Source organism: Halobellus marinus (genome assembly GCF_032113415.1).
GTDB lineage: Archaea > Halobacteriota > Halobacteria > Halobacteriales > Haloferacaceae > Haloquadratum > Haloquadratum marinus.
Genome location: NZ_CP134946.1, coordinates 1,041,262 through 1,063,015, shown reverse-complemented (window position 1 = coordinate 1,063,015; position 21,754 = coordinate 1,041,262). Strand labels below are relative to the sequence as shown.

Below are 21,754 nucleotides of genomic sequence, written 5' to 3'. Positions count from 1 at the left end.
CAGAAGTAAAGGTTCGGGAGAGTACCCGGATTCCAGGGGCGGCCATCGCGACCCGACCGATGTGCGAACCCACTTGAGGGTGATCTATGGCGCAATCGGCGCCGTAGCGCCTCGATAGGAACGGACGGACTCCGGCCACCGGTCGTGTCGCAATCAGAGAGTCGATGCATAGAGGGGTATCACTTCGACGAGACGAATGTTCCGACGAGGGCTAATTCCGACACCGTGCGGGGAGCGTGCACAGGAACTCGACTTCTACCAAGGAGAGTGATGCAAGCACTGGATCGAACTGATTGGACGAGAAACACAGCGAGTGTATCGACGCGAGACTGCAGACCTTTCGGAGGTACAAGTCCCGTTATCGGACGCCGAGATATCCGGCGGCCTCCTCGGCGATCCGCTCCGTCGTCTCCTCAACGAGATGACCTTCTTTGTCCTCGATGTCTGCGTGGCGGATCACGACGACGGTCCAGGGGTTCACGTAACTCTCACGCGGGAGGCCACCGGACACGAAGTCCTCATCTCCGAGCGGGATGGCGACCGCGCGGCGTGTCGTCGTGACGGCCGCGTAGAGCGCTTCCTCGTCGTGGAACGGGTGTGAATCGTCACTCAGGCACACGTACGGCCGGTAGTCGTGATCACCGAGCAGATCGGGTCCTTTCACCACTGCCCCCCGTGTGTACGCCGCCGTCATTCCTCGCCGTAGTAGTCGTCCGTCGTCGACGCCGAGCTCGCCCCGAGCTGCGCCGCGTAGGAGGCCAAGCGATCGTCCGCCGCGATAGCCCAGTACCGGCCCCGATGCCGAACGAGGCTTCGATCCTCCAGGCGGGACAACGCGGCGCCGACACTCCCACGCTTGATGTCCGTCGCCTCGTGAATCTCGGTCTGTGTGAATGCCTGGTCGCTGTTCTCGGCGAGGAACTGAAGGATCCGATAGGGCTGGGTTCCCTCCTGGAGGTCAAGAACATCTGCGGGCTCCTCGTCGAAACGATCGATGCTGATAGGCATATGTAATAGAACGCAATAGATAGCAATAAGTCTGAGGGAGGGAAAGCTGACGCTTTTTATTGAGTCAACGATCCCAACATACCCCGCTCACCGTGAGGGGTTCGCTTGTCGAGAGGGTAGTCGATGTAGTGTCACATCGAAAAAGCATTGTCGTTGCCCCAAGCCACATCGGACAATGCACGTGGCGTTCGTGAGTAACGTGGTTTTTCCCTTTAACAAGGGCGGCGCCGAAAAGCGCATCCACGAGATCGGCACCCGCCTTACCGACCAAGGCCACGACGTCACCATCTACGGACGCCATTTCTGGGACGGCCCCGAAGAGACGACCCACGAGGGCATCACCCTCCGCGCGGTCGCCCCCGAAGCGGAACTCTACGCCGACGACCGCCGCTCGATCACCGAGGCCATCGACTTCGCAGCCAGAGCGCTCCCCCCGCTCCGACGACACCTCGCACGAAACGAACACGACGTCGTCGTCGCCAGCGTCTTTCCGTACTTCCCTGTGCTCGCCACCAAACTCGCGAGCCTCCGCACGGACACACCGCTCGTCACGACCTGGCACGAGGTCTGGGGCGACTACTGGGACGACTATCTCGGCTCCCTCGCCCCGTTCGGCAAAGTCACCGAACACCTCACCGCTCGCACCCCACAGCACCCGATCGCCATCTCAAGCAAAACCGCCGACCGACTCGCCGCAATCGGCCCCCACCGCGACTCCATCGAGATCGTCCCCAACGGCATCGACGTCGAGCAGATCCGGAACGCACCGCTCCCCGACCGGGGCTACGACGTCCTCTTCGCCGGCCGCCTCATCGAACACAAGAACGTCGACCTCCTCCTGAAAGCCTTCGACGACGTCGCCGCCGACCACGACGCCACGCTCGGCATCGTCGGCGACGGGCCCGAACGCGACCGACTCGAATCGCAGCGCGACACCCTCACACACGCCGACCGCGTCGAGTTCCTCGGCTTCCTCGACGATTACGAGGACGTCCTCGGGGGGATGCGCGCCGCCGACGTCTTCGCGTCTCCCAGCACACGGGAGGGCTTCGGCCTCACCTTCGCGGAGGCGATGGCCGCCGACTGTACGGTCATCGCCGCCGACCACCCTGACTCCGCGGCCGACGAGGTCATCGGTAACGCCGGGTTTCTCGCCGATCCGAACGTCGACAGTCTCACCGACGTTCTCGGACGGACGCTCGCGGGTGAACGACCCAGTCAGGATCCGGGTGAACGCGCAAAGAGTTACGACTGGGACGTTGTCGCCACCCAAGCCGAGCAGGCGTATCAGCGTGCTGTGGATGGGTCGTGGTAGTGATCTTCTTTCCCCGGCAGTCCATCACGAGGTGGTCGCCAAGCGGGAACGACGGGAACTCGATGGCGAAACGTTTTATGCTTATTGGACACTCTGAGGTTTTATGGACACCAAGAGTGAACAATGTATTGGCTTGCATATGCCCTTCCCGTTCGGGGAAGAGCAAGTATTCCGGTACAAAGCAATCGAAGACGTCCTCGAACTGCTGATCCGGAACCCGTTCAGGGAGTTTACCGTCCGCCAACTCCGTGAAATCACGGGGAACGGCTCGAAGACGACGACGCGCGCAATCGATCTACTCCAGCAGTTACAGCTCGTCCGTGTGGATGAAAGCGGGCGCAGTCGCAACGTCCGTTTGAACCGCGAGCGAGCGACTATCCCGGACGAGCCGCTGTTTGCGCTTCCGCAGGATGAGTTCCGCGAACCGGTGAAAGAATTCACCGAGCGGGCTCGTACAGCGGTGCCGTCGTTGTCAGCACTCGTCGTGTTTGGGAGTGTCGCACGTGGTGAGGCCGACCGGCAGTCCGATATCGACATCTGGATCCTGATCGACGACGCCGACGACCTCCTGCGGGCGCGACGCACGGCGACAGACATCGCTGTCGACCTGAGCGACACGCGATTCGGCGAAGCGGGCGACCGATACGAGTTCGAGGTGTTAGTCGAGTCCGTGGAATCAGCGCTCAACCACGGCAAAGCAGACAACGAAATCGACGAGATACTGGCTGAAGGCATCGTGATCGAGGACTCCGAATCATTAGAGCGGGTGAAGGACGTCGTATTAGCCGGTGCTGACGCTGCGGAGGTCGACGATGAGCAGTGAGGATCCGTGCAGCGACGAGTTGAGTGCTATCGTCGCGGCGTTCAACCAACGCGGTACTGTGGAGCCAGGGCTGAACGTCGAGGGAGACGCACTCCTGCAGTTGCGGAAGGCGTGTCGCATTTTGGATGGCATACGGGCGTTGCGAGATATCGATCGGTATCACACGTTGGTAGTCGAAGGGTCGTTTGCGGCACTGGAACGAACGGTGCAGTTCTACGTGGTCGAGCGAGGACTGGCGGAGTCCAACGAGCTGTTGTCTCACGAGGACACGTTCGACTACGGGGCGCAGGCTGGCATATTTTCTCGATCAACGAAGGGCGAACTGATCGAACTCTGGAAGAACCACCGGAATAGTACATACTATCAACAGGAGCGTGCAACTGCCGAGCAAGCGACGACGATGTTGGCGTACGCCGAATGTATGCACAAGCACATCCCGAAGCTCGCCGGACGAGCCCACGACTGCATCTGCTGACGAGAAACACGAGGATTTGCCAATGATTAATATCAATCGACACTTGATTTAATATATGACCGTCGTCAGCGTCTCGATGCCCGAAGGGTTGGTCGAACGGATCGACACGTTCGCCGAGGAACACGGCTACACCGGTCGCAGCGAAGTCGTCCGCGAAGCCTCGCGAAATCTACTCGGCGAGTTCGAGGACACCAGACTGGAGGACCGCGAGCTGATGGCCGTGGTGACCGTGGTCTTCGAGTACGAGACCACGAACGTCGAAGAACGGATGATGCACCTCCGTCACGAGTACGAATCGCTGGTCGCCTCGAACTTCCACAGCCACGTCGGCGAGCACCGCTGTATGGAGTTGTTCGTCCTGGAAGGCGGCCTCGAGGACATCTCCACGTTCGTCGGGAAGATCCGCGCAACCCAGGATACCCTCAGCGTCGATTACTCCGTGATGCCCGTCGACGACTTCAGCGGGTTCGGAGAGATCGAATAGCGGTTCCCGACGCCGGAAGGGAGACCGCTATCAGAACGGAGTGTCTGCCGTCTCCAAGCGCGAAATGTCTCCTACGCCATCAAAGCCATCGTCGAAAGAGTACAGGTATTCGATATCGGTTCGCCGCATATACGCTACGATCGCTGAGTCGACAAACGAAAGCTCGTTGTACTGACGGAAAATCGCCTGCGCGGCGTTGAAATCGGCTTTCGGTGCGTGGTCTACCTGGAAGTGTGCACCCCTCAGGAGTCGGTCCAGCAGTTCGTTTGCAGCGTCTGGACCCAGTTTCTCGCGAGTGAGGTTCAGTGTCTCGGCGACCACATAGTTCGTCACAACGACATCCGGGAGCGCTCCGTGATCGACCCCACGAATGATCTCCCGGCTACGGCTGTGAAATTCGTCGCGTTCGCTCGCACTCGCAAAGAGGACGTTCGTATCCAAGAGCGCGACCGCCATCACTCGGCTCCGAACTGACTCTCGACCTCGACAGCGTTCGTCTCACCCGCATCCACCGGCTCGAAGTCATCGAAGACACCCTCACGCTGTTTCACCACCTCGACAGAGAGATTGCCCTCGTCGTCCGTGGTCCAGCGAAGTTTGTCGCCTGGTTCGATATCGAGACGTCGGCGGAGGTTCGCCGGGATCGTGACCATCCCCCGGTCGCTCACTTTCGTCTCCTCTGGACCGTGCTCAGTTGCCATATGGCCCCATACTGACTCCAGTGCCATACAAGTTGCTCTGCTTGTGCTGTATAATAATCCCTATACAAAGATACGTAAAAGCGAATCAATCGCCGTTCCCGTCCCCATCCAACCGCTCCGTACACCACGGACAGAAGTCGAGTTCCGGATCCAACTCCTTCCCGCAGTTGGGACACGACGCCCCCTCCTCCGAGCCTCCCGACGGCGCGTCGACACCGGGGATCGGCGCCCCGTCGCCAGTCCCGAGCGAGACCGTCGAGTCCGAGGCGTCGGACTCCACCGAGTGCCGCCGCTGTCGATCCCGCGCGAGGACGTAGGCGTCTGCCACGCTCGCGACGCCGACAGCGATCACCGGGAGCAGCGCCGTGGGATCGCCCTCGCCGGCGAGAAACGCCTGTGCGGCGTCCGCCGGCACGAACAGAAACGAAACGACGACCGCGGCCAGAAACCAGCCGATGCCGCGCTTCCAGCGCCGGAGGTAGAAGTGCCCGAGGCCGGTGGCGAGCGTTCCGAGCAGCGCCGCGAGCCACGGTCGTTTCCCTCGCTGGTTGCCCATAGGTTCCCGTTCGGACGCCTCGGATTAGTTTTGTGGGTTTACTTCGCGCCGATTCGAAGCGAGCGCTCGCTATCCGGAGTACAGCCAATACTTATCCCACTCCGCGCTGAGTCGGGAGATATGCACGGCCGTGCCCCCGGCTTAGTCACCAATATTCCCGCAGCGACGCCGAGGCGACAGACAGGCGGCGGGGAGCACCGGCCCCGACACGCGGGGGTTCGACCGGGATGATCGCCGAGGTGTTCGTCGAGTGGTTCGGCGTGAACCCGGTCGTTCACGGCCTCGTGGGCGGGCTCGTCATCGCCGGGATGAATCTCTTCGGCGCGTCGCTCGTGCTCGTCTGGCGGAACCCCTCTGAGCGCTCGCTGGACGGCGCGCTCGGGTTCGCCGCGGGGATTATGCTCGCGGCCAGTTTCACGAGCCTCATTATCCCCGGAATCGAGCAGTACTCGAACGGCAATCCGATCCCGGTGCTGGTCGGCGTCGTGCTCGGTGCGCTCTTTCTGGACCGCTCGGACAGCCTCGTCCCCCACGCCCACTTCCTTTTGACCGGCCGGCGGCGGGCGGATGCCGCGAATCCGGGCGATTCGATCGGCGTCGACGCCGACAGGCTCGCGCCGGTCGTCCTCTTCGTGCTGGCGATCACGCTGCACAATATGCCGGAAGGGCTCGCGGTCGGTGTCGGTTTCGGCAGCGGCGACGTCGCGAACGCGATCCCGCTGATGCTCGCGATCGGCATCCAGAACATCCCCGAAGGCCTCGCCGTCTCCGTTGCCGCCGTCAACGCCGGCCTGGACCGCCGGGCGTACGCGGTCTTCACGGGGATCCGGTCGGGACTCGTCGAAATCCCGCTGGCCGTCCTCGGGGCCTACGCCGTCGGCGCCGTCTCGGCGCTGCTCCCGTACGCGATGGGATTTGCCGCGGGCGCGATGCTGTTTGTCATCAGCGACGAGATCGTTCCAGAGACCCACACCGGCGGCCACGAGCGCGTCGCGACCCTGGGGACGATTCTCGGAATCGTGGTGATGCTGTATCTGGATATCTCGCTCGGGTGACGGAGGGAGACGGTGTCGGCCACTCCCGGGAGGCGATCGCCGAATGGGTTCCGTCCTCGAAGCGAGACTCGCTCACGACAGGAGGCCCCTAGTTGTTTGCTGAATAGATCACGATGGCGTTAGCGGTGATGTAGGTCGGATGATCCCAGATCCTCGCAGAAACGTAGTGGACGTTTTCTGAAGCTAGGGTCCTGGAAAGACTATCAACATCTACCCACTCCTGAAGGGGTTGTTTCCGCTTGTGTGGGATGGTATCGGTTTTCTCAAAACTTTTCACGAGAGCCTGCGGGAGTGATTCTCGGTCTTTGATTTGATAATTGACAAGCAATTCTTGTTCCGTTTCGGGCGAGAAATCGAGCATTGGAACCCCCAACGAAAAGAGTGATAATAAATTGAATCGACTTTTTAAACACTTAACTGACAATTAATCGGTGCTAATCGTTCGTTCAGTCGAGTGACGCACTCGCTCGAACGGCTGGTGCAGTCCACCGGACCCGAAAAAATCCGCACGGGTGGGTCGACGATACCGGCGATAGACCAAAGTGGGCTCCCGGCGACCCCGCTCTCGAATCAGATCGGACTCAGCCCGACCAACCCGAGCGCCCACAGGCCGACGCTCACCGCGAGGGCGACGAGGACGACCCGCCACGCGAGCGCCAGCAGGACGCGCCCCACGACGAGCACCAAGAGCACCACGAGCAGCGTCCCGACGAGGCCCGGGAGCGAGGTGAACGGCCCGCCGAACAGCACCGCGAGGTTAGCTGCCATCCTCCGTCTCGTCGGAGTACTCGACGCTCGTTCCCTGCGCAACGGGCTGGAGGAGGTACCGTCCCGTCTGGCCGCGCTTGACGGGCGTGAAGTCGCCCGTGAACGTCGTCACCTGATCCTCGCGGATCTCGAACGGGTGTTTGAACTGCAGCGGCGCCCCGCCGGGCGTGTCGACATCGGCCTCCTCGCCGCCGTCGAGGACGCCAGAGACGTCCGTCACGTCGAGCTGGAGGAACTCGTAGCGTCCCGCTTCGAGTTCCCGCTCGTCGATCAGCTCGGTGTTGCCGTTCTGGAGTTCCACGAGGTCGGCCTCCTGGGCCTCGTCGAACTCGTGGTACTCCCGGTCGTCGCTCTCGTCGACGTCGCCTTCCTCCTGTTCGACGACATCGGTGCTCGTGCCGGCAGTCGATTCGGTGACGGTGTTTGTGGTCTCCGTGCCGTCCCCGCCCTCGCCCGGCTTGACCCAGATGCCCTGGATCGTGACGACGCAGGACTCGAAGTCCGCGATGTCCCCCGGCTGGTCGGTGACTTGCGTGGCCAGCGTTCCGGTCGCGGACGCGGTCTCACTACAGCCTGCCAGTCCGACCATTCCCGCCGCTGCGACGCCTGTCGCTTGCAGATAGCTCCGTCTGTTGAGTTCGGTCATTGCAGTCGTTCCTTCGGGGAGGACGGGCTTAAGCCGGGGACTCCGTGAACCCGAGTCTCAGTGTTTTGTTGTCGTTTAACGCCGATATCGACGGGATAATTCGGGTGAACGGTCGGACGCCCCCGTATATCGTGATACACCCCCTCGTACCGCGAGGCTCCCTAATACCGGTGCTCGTCGCTGATCGTCTCCGTGACTCGGCCGACACCGGAGAAGACGAATCGTGTCCCGTCGTCGACCTCGACGCGTGCATCCCAGCCGTGGCCGGACACGACCCGCTCGATAATCAAAAGCCCCAGGCCGATGTGATCCGGTTCGGCGTCGCTGTCGAAAAACGAGTCGGCGACCGACTGCGGCAGTCCCGGGCCGTCGTCGGCCACGACGAACCCGTCGTCGGTGCCGCGAACGCGTACCGTCACGTCGTCGCCGCAGTGTTCGCCGACGTTCCGGAACAGGTTCTCGAAGAGCTGTCGGAGCCGAGATTTGTCGGCGAGTAAGTCTCTGTCGGCGTCGAGTTCGAGGTGTGCCCCACTCGGATTGACCGTGTCCCACGCAGTCCGGGCGACCGCGTGCAGGTCGACGGGCTCCCGCTCGCCGACGTCGCCACCCTCCCGAGCGAGGGACAGCGTTTCGGAGATGAGCGTCTCCATCCGATCGAGAGAGTCGAGTACCGTCTCCAGGTACCCCTTCTCGGGGTCCGAGACCAGCTCCGAGACGAGTTCGGTGTAGCCACGGGCCGCGGTCAACGGATTGCGCAGGTCGTGCGTGAGCACCCCAGCGAACTCGTTGAGCCGTTCGTTCTGTCTGTCGAGGATCTCGTAGTGTTTCTCCCGCTCCAGTTCGTAGCCGATCCACTGGCTCAACAGCCGCACGAACTGCTTTTCGTCTTCGGTGAACTCGCTGCTGCGCGGCTCTTCCCCCGAGTAACAGAGCGTCCCGTAGGATTCGCCGTCGACGAGAATCGGGCCGCCGATATAACACTGGAGGTTCGTCGCGTTGCGAGCCACGTCGTCACTGTACGCCGAATGCGCCGCATCGGAGATCGCGAGGACCTGTTGATCGCCGACAACGTGCCGACACCACGTGGTGTCGAGGTCGTGTACCGACCCGGCGACGTAGTCGCCGTCGGTAAACGTCGAGTCGATGATCTCGTAGTCGCCGCCGCCGGTGTACGAGAGCACGCCGTAGGGCACGTCCAGTCGGTCCCGCCCGATGGTGATCGCCCGCTCGATCTTCTCTTCCAGTGAGAGCGAGCGATCGATCCCGATCTCGTAGAGATCGCGGAAGTACGTCGACGACGTAGAAGAACTCATACCGACCGGTTAGATCGATAACCCCATATGTCTAATCATCTGACGTTTTAAAGCCGGTCCGTTCCATCGCGCCCCAGGAATCGACCCCCTTGAGGTACTCCACGAGGCCCTGCCACGCGACCACGGTCTTCCACTGCCGGTAGCCGAAGTTCTCCAGGATACCGTACCACAGAAGCCTGAGGATCTGCCAGGGGCTGTCGTACCGGTTGAAACTCCACACCTCGCTGAAGGCGCCGAACCACGAGAGAAACACCCCGAGTCCCGTGGTCAGAAAGAAGAAGATGAGGAAGAACCCGCCGTTCAGGATGTCGAAGTACCACGCCAGCGGGAGGACGATGTACCCGAGGCCCTCGATCAGCGGGCCGAACATCTCGGCAGCGACGAAGAACGGAAAGACGACGGTCCCGACGCGGCCGTACTTCGGGTTGAACAGCATCTTTCGGTTGGTGACGACCGTCTCGACCATCCCGCGGTACCAGCGGCGGCGCTGCCGACCCAGGACGCGTCGTGTGGCGGGGACCTCGGTCCACGCGACCGGTTCCGGGACGAAATCCACCGTGTACTCCCGCCCTTCGTCGACGAGATATCGGTGGAGTCGCACGACGATGTCGAAATCTTCGGTGATCGTGTCGTGGCGGTACCCGCCGATCTCCCGGACTGCCTCCGTCTGAAACAGGCCGAACGCGCCGGAGATGAGGATCAGCCCCTTGATTCGGTTCAGGCCGAGCCGGCCGGAGTAGAAGGCGCGGAGGTACTCCATCACCTGCAGTCCCGGCAGCCCCGTCTTCGGGAGGGAGACGGATTTCACGATCCCGTCTTCGATCGTACAGGAGTTGGCGACGCGGATCACCCCGCCCGAGGCGACGGCGGTCTCGGGGCGTTCGAGGAACGGCTTCACGAGCTGGAGCAGGGCGTCGCGATCGATGATCGTGTCCGAGTCGACCGCACAGAACAGCGGCATCCCGGTCAGCCAGATGCCGGCGTTGAGGGCGTCGCTTTTGCCGCCGTTTGCCTTGTCGACGACGAGGAGTTCCTCGTAGGTCGTCGACCGATAGACGCCGTAGATCTCTTCGGCCGGAATGTCGACCGGGATGTCGGCCGAAACCGCCTCCAGAGCGAAGTTCTCCCGGAGGCGCTCGAGTGTCTCGTCCGTCGAGCCGTCGTTGACCACGACGATCTCCAGTTCTGGATAGTTGAGCGACAGCATCGACTGGATGCTCTCGACGATCGTGGCGGCCTCGTTGTAGGCGGGGACGACAACCCCGATGCCCGGATAAAAGGGGCTGGCGAAATCGCGGAACGGCGGGTTCCACTTCGACTCGTGGACCTCGTCGTCGAGTTCGAACAGCGCGAGGATGTGAATGCCCAGATAGTACGCGTTGATAACGAGGTAGTAGGCGATGACGACCGTTCCGAATCCGACGAGCGTCTGAACGAGCAGATGGGTCCACGTGTGCATTCTCAGGACACACTCCGGGTCCCGGGACGACGGGCTCTCTGATCAAATTCCAGGTGCTCGCGGCTCCAGACCCACGTGTTTTCCAGTTCCGGCGGCGCATCGGCCGGCGGCGAGTCGACCTGCGTGACTAGCGCGTTCGTCCCGACGAGTCGGGCCCGGGGATTATCCTCGTCGACGAGTGCGGCTGATAAGGTCTCTAACGCTTGCTGGTCGGCCCACCGAGCGAGCATCTCGTACACTGCACCGCGGACCTTGGGAGAGGGATCCCGAAGTAACCGTTCGAGAAGCGGGTCGGTTCGGATGTCGGATCGCCAGCCGACGTTGCCGAGCCCCCGGGCGGCCGCCGCGCGGACGGCCTCGTTTTCGTGTTCCAGGGTGCCGATCAGCCAGGAGAGATCCTCCGTCGTGATGCTCGTCCCGAGATGCTGGCAGACGGTCAGGACCTGGGTCAGAAGCGACGGCGACCAGTTCCGATAGGTTTCCTGTGCCACCTCAAACAGCGCACCGGGATCGTCGATGGCGATCCGATAGAGGGTGTCCTGTCCGAACACGGAGAACTGCGAGGTTGCGTCGGCCAGCATAATCGAGACCCCCTCTGCGGCCGAGTCGAGATCATCGGATTCGTAGCGAAGCCGCGCGACCGCGGCCCGCTCTCGCGGTGTTCCGGGGGTGAAATCAGCTGCGTGGAGTTTGTCCGGTCGGCCCAACAGGGTGAGCCACGTCAACGCGTAAAGACGCGTGTACTCGCCGCGGGTCTCGAGGTGGCGTTTCGACCGATCGGGAATCCCCAGTTCCGCGCCGAGTTCTCGAAGGCGCTTCACGTTCTCGCCATCGAGTTCGCGCAGATACTCGTCTAAGAGGTCTTCGACGACATCGCGTTCGACACTGGACAGACCCGCCACCCAGGGCCCCCAGTCCGGATCCGGGCTGAATACGCCGTCGAGAAGACGACTCTGCAGTTCGTCTCGGACGCGTTGCCGCCGGGTGTCCTGCACCGAACGGTACACCGACAAGCCCGTCGTGAGCCAGAACATCACGGCGAGCGCGATGCCGATCACCAACGCGAGGACCGCAACGACGACGGTAAGCGGGACACTGTAGCCGAACGCAGACACGACATCAGCCATACTGTTGGTGTACTGCGACCCCTGTCACCGAGTAATAATCAATCATCGATACACTTCCGGACGCGAGCTAACAACTCCGCAGCCCGAAACGGCTTCGTGACGTAGTCGTCCGCCCCGCTTTCGAGGCCTTCCAGCACGTGCTCTTCACGCCCGCGGGAGGTCAGCATAATGATCGGAAGCTCCGGATCTACCGGAAATTCGTCGTTCCGAACCATCCGAAGCAGCCGGGTTCCGTCCAACCGCGGCATCATCACGTCGAAGATCGCCATATCGGGCTCGAACCCCCCTTCAAGCAGATCGGCGGCTTCGCGGCCGTCCTCACAGGTCCGAACAGAGTACCCCGCGCTTTCGAGGCGGTGGCGGACTAAAAGCCGGATCGGTTCATCGTCGTCTGCTGTGAGTATCTCCTGTGACATCGTACGCACGAACTGAGAGAGTATCCACCGCTAACCGGGGACCCCACCAGGATAGTTTAGTTATCACTTGCAAGCCAAAATGTTTTGTCAATTCGGGCTGCCGCTGGGAGAGAATCCGGCAGATCCTGGCCGTTTTTGTGCCGCGAATCCAAACCGGGCGAGATAGGTGTGGATCGACGCCAGTTCCTTTCGACGCTGGGCGCCGTGGGGGTCGTCGGCGCCGCCGGTTGTACTGCAGAGCAGGGTGTTCGTCCGTCGTTTCGCGTCGGCGCCGCGGGCTTCGAACGCCGAACCGACGGAGGCTATCGTCCGCTGTCCGTCCGCGGCGTCAACCTCGGGATGGCGAAACCGGGACGGTTTCCGGGCGAGGCTGCGATCACTCGGTCGGAGTACGACCGGTGGCTGGCGTCGATCGGCGAGATCGCCAACGTCGTCCGTACGTACACCATCCATCCGCCGAGTTTCTATCGCGCACTGGCAGCGTACAACGACGAGGCAGCCGAGCCGCTTTTGCTGCTACAGGGGACGTGGGTCCCGACAGCCGAACTCCTCTCGGCGGGCGATGCGACGGCGATCTCCGAAACGGTCGATGCCGAACTCGACAGGACTGTCGATGTCGTTCACGGCGATGCGATGCTCTCCGACCGGCCTGGCCACGCCGCCGGTCGTTACGACGCCGACGTGAGCGACGCCACGCTCGGATTCCTCTTCGGCATCGAATGGCCGCCGGAGGTGGTGGCCGAGACGAACGAGCGCGGGGACAGCAGTCCGTACGCCGGCACGTACTTCGAGACGACCGACGGGACGCCGTTCGAAGGCTGGCTGGCCGGACGGATGGATCGACTCGCAACCCGGGAGATGGACGGCTACGGCGTCCAGCGCCCGGTCGCGTTCGTCAACTGGGTCACGGCGGACCCGCTCGACCATCCGTACGAACCGTTCGCAAACGAGGACCGCGTCAGCCTCGATCCGGATCGAATCGATCCCACAGCCGAATTCGAGGCCGGCACGCTGGCGTCGTATCACGTCTACCCGTACTATCCGGATCTGTTGAACGAGACGCCGGAGTACGTCCAGTATACCGACCATCGCGGCGAGCGGAACAACTTCGCCGGCTATCTGAACGATCTCGTCGACGAAACGGACCTGCCCGTGTTGGTATCGGAGTTTGGCGTCCCGAGTTCTCGCGGCCTCGCACACCGGAACGTCCACGGGCGAGATCAGGGCGGTCACACGGAGCAGGAACAGGGGGAGATCGTCGCTGCGATGTTTGCGGACATCTCGCACGCGGACACCGCGGGCGGGATTATGTTCGCGTGGCAAAACGAGTGGTTCAAACGCACGTGGAATCTCGACGCGCGGTCCGTCCCGGGCCGCCGGCCCTTCTGGTCCAACGTCGAGACGCCGGAACAGCGGTTCGGCCTCCTGGCGTTCGATCCGCCCGAGCAGGTGGTACTCGACGGCTCCGAGGCAGGCTGGGACGGAGCGGAGTCGGTGACAGCCGCCGAGTCCACGGATGCGGAGCCACAGCGAACGCTCCGGGAGTTGCGTGTCACACACGACGTCGAAGGGCTCAATTGCCGGCTCCGGTTCGAGGAACTGCCCGACCCGGTGGACTGGACACGACTGAACGCAATCATCACCATCGGATTGACCGACCGGACGACGGCGCTGCCGTTCGGCGTGGATGCAGAGGCGAGGGCGGACTTCGTCGTCCGGTTGGCGGGGCCGACCGACTCGCGGTTGCTCGTCGAATCGAGCTACGACGCGTTCGCCAGCGAGTTCGGCGGCGAAGCCGGGCTTCCACTGGAGGAGTACCGCGACGGGAGGGCCGGATTCGTTCCCGTTCGTGAAGTCATCAACCGTGGTTACACGGTGCCGGCGACCGGAGAAGAGGTGCCGTTCGAGGCGGTCGAGACCGGCAGGCTCCGGTATGGAAACGGCAATCCCGACGCCGAATCGTACGATTCGCTCACCGACGTGCACGTCGATCCCGCGAGCAACAGTATCGAGCTGCGGCTGCCCTGGATCCTGCTCAACGTCGCGGACCCCTCGAGTAAACAGCGGATCGCCACCGACTGGGAGGAGAGCCTCGGTCCAGTCCCGTTCGATGGCGTCACACTCAGTGCGGGAACGTTCCTGCCGGACGGAGACCGCGACGGAGACGCCGTGGCCGTCGATGGCCCGACAAACCTGACTGACCAGCTGCCGGGAAGCGACGGAACCGTCCTCGACTCCGTCGAGTACACGTGGGAGCCGTGGGACCAGCCGGCATACCGGGAGCGGCTCAAGGAGTCGTATCACGTTCTCCGAGACCAGCTCCCCTGATTCGGTCTCCGTTACTCGACGGTCACGCTCTTCGCTAAGTTCCGCGGCCGATCGATGGAACGCCCCCTGTTGTTTGCGACGTGGTAGGCAAACAGCTGCCAGTACACGTTCCCGACGAGCGGTTCCAGCGGCCCCATCTCCGGGACCGGAAACTCCGTGTGGAGATTCAGCGACTCGGCGGCGTTCTGCGTGCTGGCGGAGGTAATCCCGACGACCGGCGCGCCCCTCGCCTGCACCTCTTTGACGTTGTTTGCCGTTTCGATCGGGCGAGCGCCGTTTGTCAGTATCGCGAGTACGGGCGTCTCCGCAGTCACGAGTGCCAGCGGCCCGTGTTTCAGTTCGCCGGCAGCGAACCCCTCGGCGTGGTCGTAGGAGATCTCTTTGAGTTTCAGTGCGCCCTCCAGCGCGACTGGCCGCCCGAGGTGGCGACCGACGAAAAAGAAGGCGTCCTTCTCGGTGAACTCGGTTGCGACCGCCCGCACCTCTTTTTCCCGATCGAGTGCAGTCTGGACGGCACTCGGCAGTTGCTGCAGCGAGCTGACCAGCTCGACGGCCGTATCGTACTGAATCGTGCCGCGTGTCTGTCCGATATACACCGCCAGGATGGTCAACGTCGCCACCTGTGAGGCGAACGTTTTCGTCGCCGCGACACCGATCTCCGGGCCGGCACGGATAAAGACGCTCTCGTCGGTCTCCCGAACGATGGTACTCCCCAGCGTGTTAGTCACAGCGAGCGTTCTGGCACCTGCACGGCTCGCTTTCCGGATCGCAGACAGTGTGTCGGCCGTCTCGCCGCTCTGGGTGACGGCGATAACGAGCGTTCGCCACGGATCACGGCCGCCGACGAATTCATACTCGCTTGCGACTTCGACGGTCGTCCGAACGTCGACAGCTGATTCCAGAAGGGCGGCGGCGTACCGGCCGGCGTAGTTCGACGTTCCGCAGGCGACGATCTGGATCTCCTCGACGGAACGGAGATACTCCTGCGGCAGGTCGATCTCGAGGTCGACACGGCCGTTCTCGGGGTCGAGACGTCCGGAGATCGTCTGCCTGAGCGCGCGGGGCTGCTCGTGAATCTCCTTGCGCATATAGTGCTCGTACCCGCTTTTTTCCGCCGCGTCGGCCTCGTAGCTGAGCTGTTCGATCGACGGCTCGACCAGCTCGTCATCACGATAGATCGAGACACCCGCATCGTCGATCACGGCGAAGTCACCGTCGTCGAGATACGTGACGTCGCGCGTGTGTTCGAGAAACGCCGTGACGTCGCTCCCGATGAACGTCTCGTCGTCACCGTGCCCGATGGCCAGCGGACTGTCCTGCCGGGTCGCGTACAGCTCGTCGACGCCGGCGATCGTCACCACCAGCCCGTACGTGCCCTCCAGCCGGCCGAGCGCCGCCTCGACGGCCGCTCTCGGTTCCGCGCCACTGTCGAGTTCCGCTTCGATCAGGTGCGGGATCACCTCCGTGTCGGTATCGCTCCCAAAGCTGTGCTCCGAGAGCTCCTCACGTAACGCGTCGTAGTTTTCGATGATGCCGTTGTGCACCACGGCCACGCGGCCGCTGCAGTCGGTGTGGGGGTGCGCGTTCTCGTCCGTCGGCGGACCGTGTGTCGACCACCGCGTGTGCCCGATTCCCTGCTGGTGTTCGGTCGTGTCCGGCAGGATCCCCTGCAGTTGGCTCACTTCGCCCGACTTCTTGAACACCGAGAATTCCGCGCCGGTGAGCGCAACTCCCGCCGAGTCGTACCCGCGATACTCCAGATTAGCAAGCCCTGTCGAGAGAATCGGGAGCGCGGGCCGATCACCGATGTAGCCGATAATCCCACACATACTACCCTCTCCGGACCGTTTCCCCGTCGCCGATTCGACCGCTTACCAGACACCCTTCCCCGACCGTCGCCTCGTTTCCGATGATGGTTCCCCGTGACAGCACCGCGCCGCCGCCGATCTGTGTGTTGTCGCCGACGACCGCCCCAAGTCGGACCTTCTCGTAGAGCTCTCCACGCACAGCAATCGTGGATCTTCCCCCGCGAACGGTGGTGTTCGCGCCGATGGTGGCGCCCTCCCCGACGATCGAGTCTTTGAGTACCGCGCCGGCCTCGATCGACACGTCCGAGAACACAACGGAGTTTTTCACGGTCGCGTTCGATTCGATGTGGACGTTCTCGCCAACGGTGGTGTTGGCGCCGATGACGGCGTTCCCACCGACGAACGCTGTGTCAGCGAGGACGCTTCGCTCGTCGATTTGCGCTCCGGCGGCGACTGTTCCCGTATCCTGATTGTCGATCCGGTCGAGCACGAGGTCGGTAATCGGGAGGAGATCCCAGGGGAAAGAGACGTCGTGCCACGGGCCGCCGTACGGAACCGCCTGCACGCCGTCGGTCGCGATCAGTCGCGTGAGGGTATCAGGGAGTTCGTATTCGCCGTTGCTCGACGGGTTAGTCTCCCGAATCGCATCAAAGACCGCGGGCGTGAATCCGTACACTCCGGCGTTGATCAACTCCGACTCGATATCTCGCTGTGGTTTCTCGACGATCGTCTGTATCCGTTCGTTGTCGGTCGTGACCACGGCGTACGACTGCGGGTTGTCGACCCGCGTGACGGCCATCGCGTGTTCTCCGGGGCCGCTTTCCACTGCGTTTCCGACGGCGGCCACGACTGACGAGTCGATGATTCGGTCGCCGTTCAGGACGACGAAAGACGAGTCGATGTGTGGTTCTGCCTGCGCCACGGCGTGTGCCGTTCCCAGCTGGTTTTCCTGGACGACATACCGGATAGAAACGCCCCAGTCGTCGCCGTCGCCGAAGTACGTCTGCACGCGATTCCGCTCGTAACCGACGACGAAGACGATCTCTTCGATCCCGGCGTCGGCCACCGATTCGACGATATACTCCAGTATCGGCCGGTTCGCGACCGGAATCATTGGCTTGGGTCGCCGTCTGGTCAACGGGTGGAGTCGCCTCCCCGCACCAGCCGCCAAAATTACCGCCGCTGTCGGATCACTGCCCATACTCCCGGGTAGGAACGGAGGCATATCAATGCCTTCACAGTTCCTGTCGGCCGCACTGCCGCGAGTTGCAGATTCGTACCGGCCGAGAGGGTAACTTCGGAAAAATAAAAAGACGGGGTTCCGGCCACACCTGGTCGAAAGGTCTGCGAGCACGAGGCGACGACTGGCGGCCTCCGGGCCGGCACCAGTTCGGCCGCAATCGCGCAGGTCCCGATGGGCCCTGTGGGGGCAAATCCAGAATCTGCCGCACTCTCAGCCATCCGTTATATCCGCAGACAGGCACTCTAACGCTTGCTCAGAATCATCGTCGCCCCCGGCTTCTAGGTCTCAGACGATGTCAGACGAACTCGAACCCCTTGATCCACGCACAGCGAAACAAATGTACCTTGATAATCGTCGTCACGAAGTTGCCGCAGCAACACTTCAATCACACAATTATCGACTAAAACAATTCGTCGAATGGTGTGAGCGAGAAGGTATTGAAAACCTGAACGAATTTTCCGGACGTGATATCCATCGTTTCCGCACAAAACGGCGAGATGAGGATGATCTCGCAACGGCTACGATGAAAGGTCAGCTCGCCACGCTACGGACGTTCTTTCGCTTTTGTGCTAGCATCGACGGTGTGGAACAAGGTCTTGATGAGCAGATTATCCTGCCGACGACAACCGAAGATGACGCACGGGAAGAGATGCTTGACCCTGACCGTGCTCAGAAGATGCTTGCTCATCTTGATCAATACCGATATGCAACTCTTGAGCACGCCCTATTGTCGGTCCTCTGGCATACTGGCCTGCGTATCGGTGCAGCAGTGGGACTAGATATCGAAGACTATGACTCAACCGAACAGTATCTCGACTTAGTTCACCGTCCTGATGAAGGAACGTCACTGAAGAACCGATCTCAAGGTGAACGGTTAGTTGCTCTTAGTGATCCGGTATGTACTATTCTGGACGATTGGCTTAATGTCAATCACCCGAGAACCGTTGACGACCACGATCGAAATCCTCTATTCGCAACGAAGCAAGATCGGCTGAGTCGAAATCACGCACGAACTATAGCGTACCAGTATACGCGGCCCTGCGTGTATGGAGATACGTGTCCACATAATCGGGATACAGAGATCTGTGAAGCGTTGCCAACATCACAGGCATACGCTTGCCCCTCTGCGTTGAGTCCTCATCCTATCCGTCGTGGATCTATCACCTACCACCTACAGGAAGACACCCCAGAACAGGTGGTCGGATCCAGAATGAATGTGGGATTGGATGTGCTCGACCGTCACTATGACCAACGATCAAAGGTAGAGAAACTTCAACAACGGAGGCAATACCTCCCAGACGAGTAATAATCAGTCATAGAGCCGCTAGAACGGGATAACGATGAAGAAGGACCTCCACCCTCTAAGGCAAAATCATTCATTACTATCTGCTCACACAGAGGATGTCATAGAAAGGATGGCACATCTATATTCCAGTCTACAGGCCCGTCTCAGTACGGGACTATGGTCAACCGAGTAGGAGAGACAAATGATGGACGGTGTTTTACGAAGAAGTCACCCTGCAAATATCAAGCCATTAACCTTAGAACTATTAGTAAATTTCTTCCAACGATATACCAGATACGTACCGGACTTCCGTCGAAATAGCGTGATCGAGACAAAAAGATGTATAAAAAGGTTACTATCTGTTTCAAACCTTTGATAGAGCCGCATTAATTTTGACGTGAGTTCTGGCGGACTACGAGCGCTTGGAGCCACGATTCTGATGTCCGTAGTTCGACCTGCCTAAATTATTTGAATACAAATATTTTTGATATAACATACATAAAACTACATAATTTACTGGATTTTAATTCTTGCGTGACACAATCTGGAATAAGTATTTATCTTCTCAAAGGCGTTTACCAGGTAATCGGCACCACCACGCGAAATTCGACTTTTGTTGAGTAGGTGTCACCGATGACGTTCGGTCAAAATCCATCGTATTTTTTGTTTCACCAAAAAAGCTCGAAATACGATGTCTTAATGGCTTAAGAATGGCAGGAACATTAATTTGGTAGTCGTCGGCGTTGATGCAGATCACTTTCTCGTTAACTGCGAGTTTATCCGCTGTTATCATCGTTACGGGCTGTAGAGTCACTTCATACATCCAGTTATGAATAGCAATAAGACTATAAGCACTTCCTCATTTATCAGAAAATTTATTTGTATTATAAGAAAACATTAAGGAATTTTATAAACAGTGCCCACTTGAATCACCCAACTTGCGCTCCACAAACTGCAGTTCAGGTGATCGTTACACATACTAAAACTTTTGAATTCGGGCATAGACACTCTGAACTCGAACGCCCTACCCTCTGACATAACGCGATTTGGATAACCGGAAAGGCCCTTACGTGGGTTTCCAAAATCACACTCGGACTATACCATACTTCGATTAATACCGAGATCATCGCCAAAACTGTTGTATACTATGTATAAAACGCCGTTTGAACCGTATTTTGGCCTGATTACACCAGCAATCTCAGGCGTGCAGAATATGCCATCCTGTAGTCTATAGCGAAACAGATTACCACTGATTACATCGAAAGTTTCTGGATCATCGCTGAATCTGTGTATCCAAATACAGCTACATGGCCAAACGCTAGCAACGGAGGATATAATCCCGATCAGTTACTGTCGGCAGCGTTTTGCCGTCAGCGTACGGGCATTAGTATAAATAATTGTCACTATAATTTGTCAGACTAATATCCGAAGAACCGGTCGCAAAATCGTTAGTTCGCTAGAAAGTCTTGGGGACAGCAGAGCTGTCTAAGCCATACACATTGGCGGTGGTGCAGAATACGTCTCAAAGCCTAGCTCGACGGATTTCAGTTGGGGTGAGTTCATCAGTGACTGGTTGATTAGAAAAGATTTGTTCCTAATTCCTGAAAAGGAGTCGAGTGACGTTACAAATCGAAATCTGGTCGTAGAGGTTTATGAATACTTCTGCATTATGGCGCATAAACGGTAATATCCCACAGAATTCCGTGAATGATCCAACAAAACGGTGTTTACCGCGTTGGGATGCTGCCAATTTACACACCTAGTCCAAGCAGAGACTTCGTCTAAACCAACGTGATTGCCTCACGGTTGATGTTCAAAATATATCGCCAATATACAGTCTCAGTTAAGGCTCGCTACCTTTCTACTTCCAATTTCAGATTCGCTATTCCCGAAGCTCTTGGACATATATAAAATGTTATATTATGTTATCAATAGCTTGAGGATTTTTACCTGATCGATTTTCCATCTTGCATATTCCGCTGCTTGTATTCTGATCAATAACAGATGTACATATGTTATTTTATGGTTTATACCGATTTGATGAGCATCTGCGCAACATTATGTGGTGTGTATGACTACTCTGTAAATACCGAATTTTGTCTTTCACCAATACTCAAGGTTGAGTTCAATAGTATCAACAGCTTCTAAGATTTTGCTTGGAATCGAATCATGGAATTTTTTCCCGGTCAGACGGTGTTTAGGTCCTGCAATACCAACGGCACCGCATACTTCTCCCTCAAAAAGTACCGCACTAGCGACCGCTCTGACTTTCTCGGTGGTTTCGCCATCGTTGGTCGCATAACCTTGATCTCGGATTTTTTTGAGTTCCTGATATAGCGCTTCCCTTTCAGTAATCGTCTTCTCAGTTCTTTCAGGTAGACCAAACGACTCGATAATATCGTCCACGGTAGAATCTGGGAGGTGAGCAAGTATAGCTTTGCCAGCGGCGATATCGTGCATAGTCGTTCGCCTACCGACCCTTCCCCTGGTTTGAACGGCGTTTTCACCACTGCTTTTCAATAGATACAGTGCCTGGCCGTGTTCCTCAACCACTACCCAGACTACTTCTCCAGTATCGTCAGAGAGTTCTTCAATTATCCTCTGACTCGCACGTGTTAGACGAAGACGTTCTCTAATTTCCATTCCGTGATCAAGGAATTTGAGACTCAGCCGATAGGTCGTTCCCTCTTTTACTACGTATTCATGGTCCAGTAAAGTCGCCAAGTGGCTATGAACGGTACTCTGGGCTAAATCCTGACTTTCGGCAATCTCTTTCACTCCTGATCCACCGCTTTCCAAGAGAAATTCGACAATTCCGAATATAGTGTCTGCCGTCTTCACGGGCCGATTTGGCGGTTTATCAAGCCCCATAGTTTGGGATAAACATCTATCCCACATAATTGTTCGTAAGGCTACCCCAGATTGACCTCTCTATTTGGGTGCT

The 21,754-nt window shown here is 59.4% G+C and carries 22 protein-coding genes; 7 read left to right on the top strand and 15 right to left on the bottom strand.

The genetic code is table 11. From position 1 onward, the window contains the following. Nucleotides 1–358: 358 nt before the first annotated feature. Together RJT37_RS05380 and RJT37_RS05375 are read right to left on the bottom strand one after the other, a co-directional pair. Complete coding sequence (locus tag RJT37_RS05380; protein ID WP_313688426.1) at nt 359–694, bottom strand: hypothetical protein; 336 nt, start codon at nt 692–694, stop codon at nt 359–361. Further along, complete coding sequence (locus tag RJT37_RS05375) at nt 691–1,008, bottom strand: helix-turn-helix domain-containing protein (protein WP_313688425.1); 318 nt, start codon at nt 1,006–1,008, stop codon at nt 691–693. Before RJT37_RS05375 ends, RJT37_RS05380 begins: the two co-directional genes overlap by 4 nt. A 175-nt stretch (nt 1,009–1,183) precedes the next feature. Here RJT37_RS05375 and RJT37_RS05370 point away from each other — a divergent pair, with 175 nt between their 5' ends. The 4 genes from RJT37_RS05370 to RJT37_RS05355 all read left to right on the top strand — a co-directional run bounded on the left by RJT37_RS05370 (nt 1,184) and on the right by RJT37_RS05355 (nt 4,105). Beyond that, entirely contained in the window at nt 1,184–2,323 is a 1,140-nt protein-coding gene (locus RJT37_RS05370; protein WP_313688423.1) for a glycosyltransferase family 4 protein, read from the top strand. Between the two features lie 103 nt (nt 2,324–2,426). After that, nucleotides 2,427–3,146 carry a nucleotidyltransferase domain-containing protein gene (locus RJT37_RS05365; RefSeq protein ID WP_313688421.1) on the top strand — a complete coding sequence of 240 codons (720 nt, stop codon included), beginning with the start codon at nt 2,427–2,429 and terminating at the stop codon, nt 3,144–3,146. Then, complete coding sequence (locus RJT37_RS05360; RefSeq protein ID WP_313688419.1) at nt 3,136–3,621, top strand: DUF8154 family protein; 486 nt, start codon at nt 3,136–3,138, stop codon at nt 3,619–3,621. The genes RJT37_RS05365 and RJT37_RS05360 overlap by 11 nt, the downstream gene beginning before the upstream one ends. Before the next feature lie 55 nt (nt 3,622–3,676). Continuing rightward, nucleotides 3,677–4,105, top strand: a complete 429-nt coding sequence (locus RJT37_RS05355; RefSeq protein WP_313688417.1) for a CopG family ribbon-helix-helix protein — start codon at nt 3,677–3,679, stop codon at nt 4,103–4,105. A gap of 30 nt (nt 4,106–4,135) precedes the next feature. On the opposite strand, the gene RJT37_RS05350 is transcribed toward RJT37_RS05355, so the two are convergent. The 3 genes from RJT37_RS05350 to RJT37_RS05340 form a co-directional block, all read right to left on the bottom strand. Next, nucleotides 4,136–4,561 (bottom strand): type II toxin-antitoxin system VapC family toxin, encoded by a 426-nt coding sequence (locus RJT37_RS05350; protein ID WP_313688415.1) that lies wholly within the window; start codon nt 4,559–4,561, stop codon nt 4,136–4,138. After that, nucleotides 4,561–4,806, bottom strand: coding sequence for an AbrB/MazE/SpoVT family DNA-binding domain-containing protein (locus RJT37_RS05345; protein WP_313688414.1), 246 nt, complete (start codon nt 4,804–4,806; stop codon nt 4,561–4,563). Before RJT37_RS05345 ends, RJT37_RS05350 begins: the two co-directional genes overlap by 1 nt. 85 nt (nt 4,807–4,891) lie before the next feature. Next, nucleotides 4,892–5,362, bottom strand: coding sequence for a DUF7575 domain-containing protein (locus RJT37_RS05340; RefSeq protein WP_313688413.1), 471 nt, complete (start codon nt 5,360–5,362; stop codon nt 4,892–4,894). A gap of 227 nt (nt 5,363–5,589) precedes the next feature. Here RJT37_RS05340 and RJT37_RS05335 point away from each other — a divergent pair, with 227 nt between their 5' ends. Then, nucleotides 5,590–6,417, top strand: a complete 828-nt coding sequence (locus tag RJT37_RS05335; protein WP_313688411.1) for a ZIP family metal transporter — start codon at nt 5,590–5,592, stop codon at nt 6,415–6,417. Nucleotides 6,418–6,505: 88 nt separating this feature from the next. Here the strand turns inward: RJT37_RS05335 and RJT37_RS05330 are convergent, their stop codons facing one another. The 7 genes from RJT37_RS05330 to RJT37_RS05300 all read right to left on the bottom strand — a co-directional run bounded on the left by RJT37_RS05330 (nt 6,506) and on the right by RJT37_RS05300 (nt 12,146). Further along, entirely contained in the window at nt 6,506–6,778 is a 273-nt protein-coding gene (locus RJT37_RS05330) for a hypothetical protein (RefSeq protein ID WP_313688409.1), read from the bottom strand. Nucleotides 6,779–6,987: 209 nt separating this feature from the next. Then, complete coding sequence (locus RJT37_RS05325) at nt 6,988–7,185, bottom strand: DUF8029 family protein (RefSeq protein WP_313688407.1); 198 nt, start codon at nt 7,183–7,185, stop codon at nt 6,988–6,990. Beyond that, nucleotides 7,175–7,831: a DUF4382 domain-containing protein gene (locus RJT37_RS05320; protein WP_313688405.1), complete on the bottom strand. Its 657-nt coding sequence runs from the start codon at nt 7,829–7,831 to the stop codon at nt 7,175–7,177. The genes RJT37_RS05325 and RJT37_RS05320 overlap by 11 nt, the downstream gene beginning before the upstream one ends. Nucleotides 7,832–7,992: 161 nt before the next feature. Then, on the bottom strand, nt 7,993–9,144 hold the full coding sequence (locus RJT37_RS05315) for a sensor histidine kinase (protein ID WP_313688403.1): 1,152 nt from the start codon (nt 9,142–9,144) through the stop codon (nt 7,993–7,995). Nucleotides 9,145–9,175: 31 nt separating this feature from the next. After that, complete coding sequence (locus tag RJT37_RS05310; protein ID WP_345785386.1) at nt 9,176–10,603, bottom strand: glycosyltransferase family 2 protein; 1,428 nt, start codon at nt 10,601–10,603, stop codon at nt 9,176–9,178. Between the two features lie 2 nt (nt 10,604–10,605). After that, entirely contained in the window at nt 10,606–11,730 is a 1,125-nt protein-coding gene (locus RJT37_RS05305) for a HEAT repeat domain-containing protein (RefSeq protein WP_313688402.1), read from the bottom strand. A gap of 38 nt (nt 11,731–11,768) precedes the next feature. Beyond that, complete coding sequence (locus RJT37_RS05300) at nt 11,769–12,146, bottom strand: response regulator transcription factor (protein WP_313688401.1); 378 nt, start codon at nt 12,144–12,146, stop codon at nt 11,769–11,771. Between the two features lie 168 nt (nt 12,147–12,314). Between RJT37_RS05300 and RJT37_RS05295 the strand changes: the two genes are divergently transcribed. Then, nucleotides 12,315–14,474: a hypothetical protein gene (locus RJT37_RS05295; protein WP_313688400.1), complete on the top strand. Its 2,160-nt coding sequence runs from the start codon at nt 12,315–12,317 to the stop codon at nt 14,472–14,474. 11 nt (nt 14,475–14,485) lie between these two features. Here the strand turns inward: RJT37_RS05295 and glmS are convergent, their stop codons facing one another. After that, on the bottom strand, nt 14,486–16,303 hold the full coding sequence (glmS, locus tag RJT37_RS05290; protein WP_313688398.1) for a glutamine--fructose-6-phosphate transaminase (isomerizing): 1,818 nt from the start codon (nt 16,301–16,303) through the stop codon (nt 14,486–14,488). Between the two features lies 1 nt (nt 16,304). Beyond that, nucleotides 16,305–17,483 carry a bifunctional sugar-1-phosphate nucleotidylyltransferase/acetyltransferase gene (gene glmU / locus RJT37_RS05285; RefSeq protein WP_313688396.1) on the bottom strand — a complete coding sequence of 393 codons (1,179 nt, stop codon included), beginning with the start codon at nt 17,481–17,483 and terminating at the stop codon, nt 16,305–16,307. A 334-nt stretch (nt 17,484–17,817) separates the two neighbouring features. Here glmU and RJT37_RS05280 point away from each other — a divergent pair, with 334 nt between their 5' ends. Further along, nucleotides 17,818–18,831 carry a tyrosine-type recombinase/integrase gene (locus RJT37_RS05280; RefSeq protein WP_313688394.1) on the top strand — a complete coding sequence of 338 codons (1,014 nt, stop codon included), beginning with the start codon at nt 17,818–17,820 and terminating at the stop codon, nt 18,829–18,831. 2,082 nt (nt 18,832–20,913) lie between these two features. On the opposite strand, the gene RJT37_RS05275 is transcribed toward RJT37_RS05280, so the two are convergent. Then, complete coding sequence (locus tag RJT37_RS05275; RefSeq protein ID WP_313688392.1) at nt 20,914–21,681, bottom strand: IclR family transcriptional regulator; 768 nt, start codon at nt 21,679–21,681, stop codon at nt 20,914–20,916. Between the last annotated feature and the right edge of the window lie 73 nt (nt 21,682–21,754).

Excerpts from the sequence above, each read along its gene's own strand:
- RJT37_RS05375 (WP_313688425.1), bottom strand. The coding sequence starts at position 1,008 with ATGCCTATCAGCATCGATCGTTTCGACGAGGAGCCCGCAGATGTTCTT.
- RJT37_RS05275 (WP_313688392.1), bottom strand. The coding sequence starts at position 21,681 with ATGGGGCTTGATAAACCGCCAAATCGGCCCGTGAAGACGGCAGACACT.
- RJT37_RS05365 (WP_313688421.1), top strand. The coding sequence starts at position 2,427 with ATGGACACCAAGAGTGAACAATGTATTGGCTTGCATATGCCCTTCCCG.
- RJT37_RS05340 (WP_313688413.1), bottom strand. The coding sequence starts at position 5,362 with ATGGGCAACCAGCGAGGGAAACGACCGTGGCTCGCGGCGCTGCTCGGA.
- RJT37_RS05305 (WP_313688402.1), bottom strand. The coding sequence starts at position 11,730 with ATGGCTGATGTCGTGTCTGCGTTCGGCTACAGTGTCCCGCTTACCGTC.
- RJT37_RS05355 (WP_313688417.1), top strand. The coding sequence starts at position 3,677 with ATGACCGTCGTCAGCGTCTCGATGCCCGAAGGGTTGGTCGAACGGATC.
- RJT37_RS05360 (WP_313688419.1), top strand. The coding sequence starts at position 3,136 with ATGAGCAGTGAGGATCCGTGCAGCGACGAGTTGAGTGCTATCGTCGCG.
- RJT37_RS05300 (WP_313688401.1), bottom strand. The coding sequence starts at position 12,146 with ATGTCACAGGAGATACTCACAGCAGACGACGATGAACCGATCCGGCTT.
- RJT37_RS05320 (WP_313688405.1), bottom strand. The coding sequence starts at position 7,831 with ATGACCGAACTCAACAGACGGAGCTATCTGCAAGCGACAGGCGTCGCA.
- RJT37_RS05310 (WP_345785386.1), bottom strand. The coding sequence starts at position 10,603 with ATGCACACGTGGACCCATCTGCTCGTTCAGACGCTCGTCGGATTCGGA.
- RJT37_RS05350 (WP_313688415.1), bottom strand. The coding sequence starts at position 4,561 with ATGGCGGTCGCGCTCTTGGATACGAACGTCCTCTTTGCGAGTGCGAGC.
- RJT37_RS05370 (WP_313688423.1), top strand. The coding sequence starts at position 1,184 with ATGCACGTGGCGTTCGTGAGTAACGTGGTTTTTCCCTTTAACAAGGGC.
- RJT37_RS05330 (WP_313688409.1), bottom strand. The coding sequence starts at position 6,778 with ATGCTCGATTTCTCGCCCGAAACGGAACAAGAATTGCTTGTCAATTAT.
- RJT37_RS05335 (WP_313688411.1), top strand. The coding sequence starts at position 5,590 with ATGATCGCCGAGGTGTTCGTCGAGTGGTTCGGCGTGAACCCGGTCGTT.
- RJT37_RS05380 (WP_313688426.1), bottom strand. The coding sequence starts at position 694 with ATGACGGCGGCGTACACACGGGGGGCAGTGGTGAAAGGACCCGATCTG.
- RJT37_RS05325 (WP_313688407.1), bottom strand. The coding sequence starts at position 7,185 with ATGGCAGCTAACCTCGCGGTGCTGTTCGGCGGGCCGTTCACCTCGCTC.
- RJT37_RS05345 (WP_313688414.1), bottom strand. The coding sequence starts at position 4,806 with ATGGCAACTGAGCACGGTCCAGAGGAGACGAAAGTGAGCGACCGGGGG.
- RJT37_RS05315 (WP_313688403.1), bottom strand. The coding sequence starts at position 9,144 with ATGAGTTCTTCTACGTCGTCGACGTACTTCCGCGATCTCTACGAGATC.
- RJT37_RS05280 (WP_313688394.1), top strand. The coding sequence starts at position 17,818 with ATGTCAGACGAACTCGAACCCCTTGATCCACGCACAGCGAAACAAATG.
- glmU (WP_313688396.1), bottom strand. The coding sequence starts at position 17,483 with ATGGGCAGTGATCCGACAGCGGCGGTAATTTTGGCGGCTGGTGCGGGG.
- glmS (WP_313688398.1), bottom strand. The coding sequence starts at position 16,303 with ATGTGTGGGATTATCGGCTACATCGGTGATCGGCCCGCGCTCCCGATT.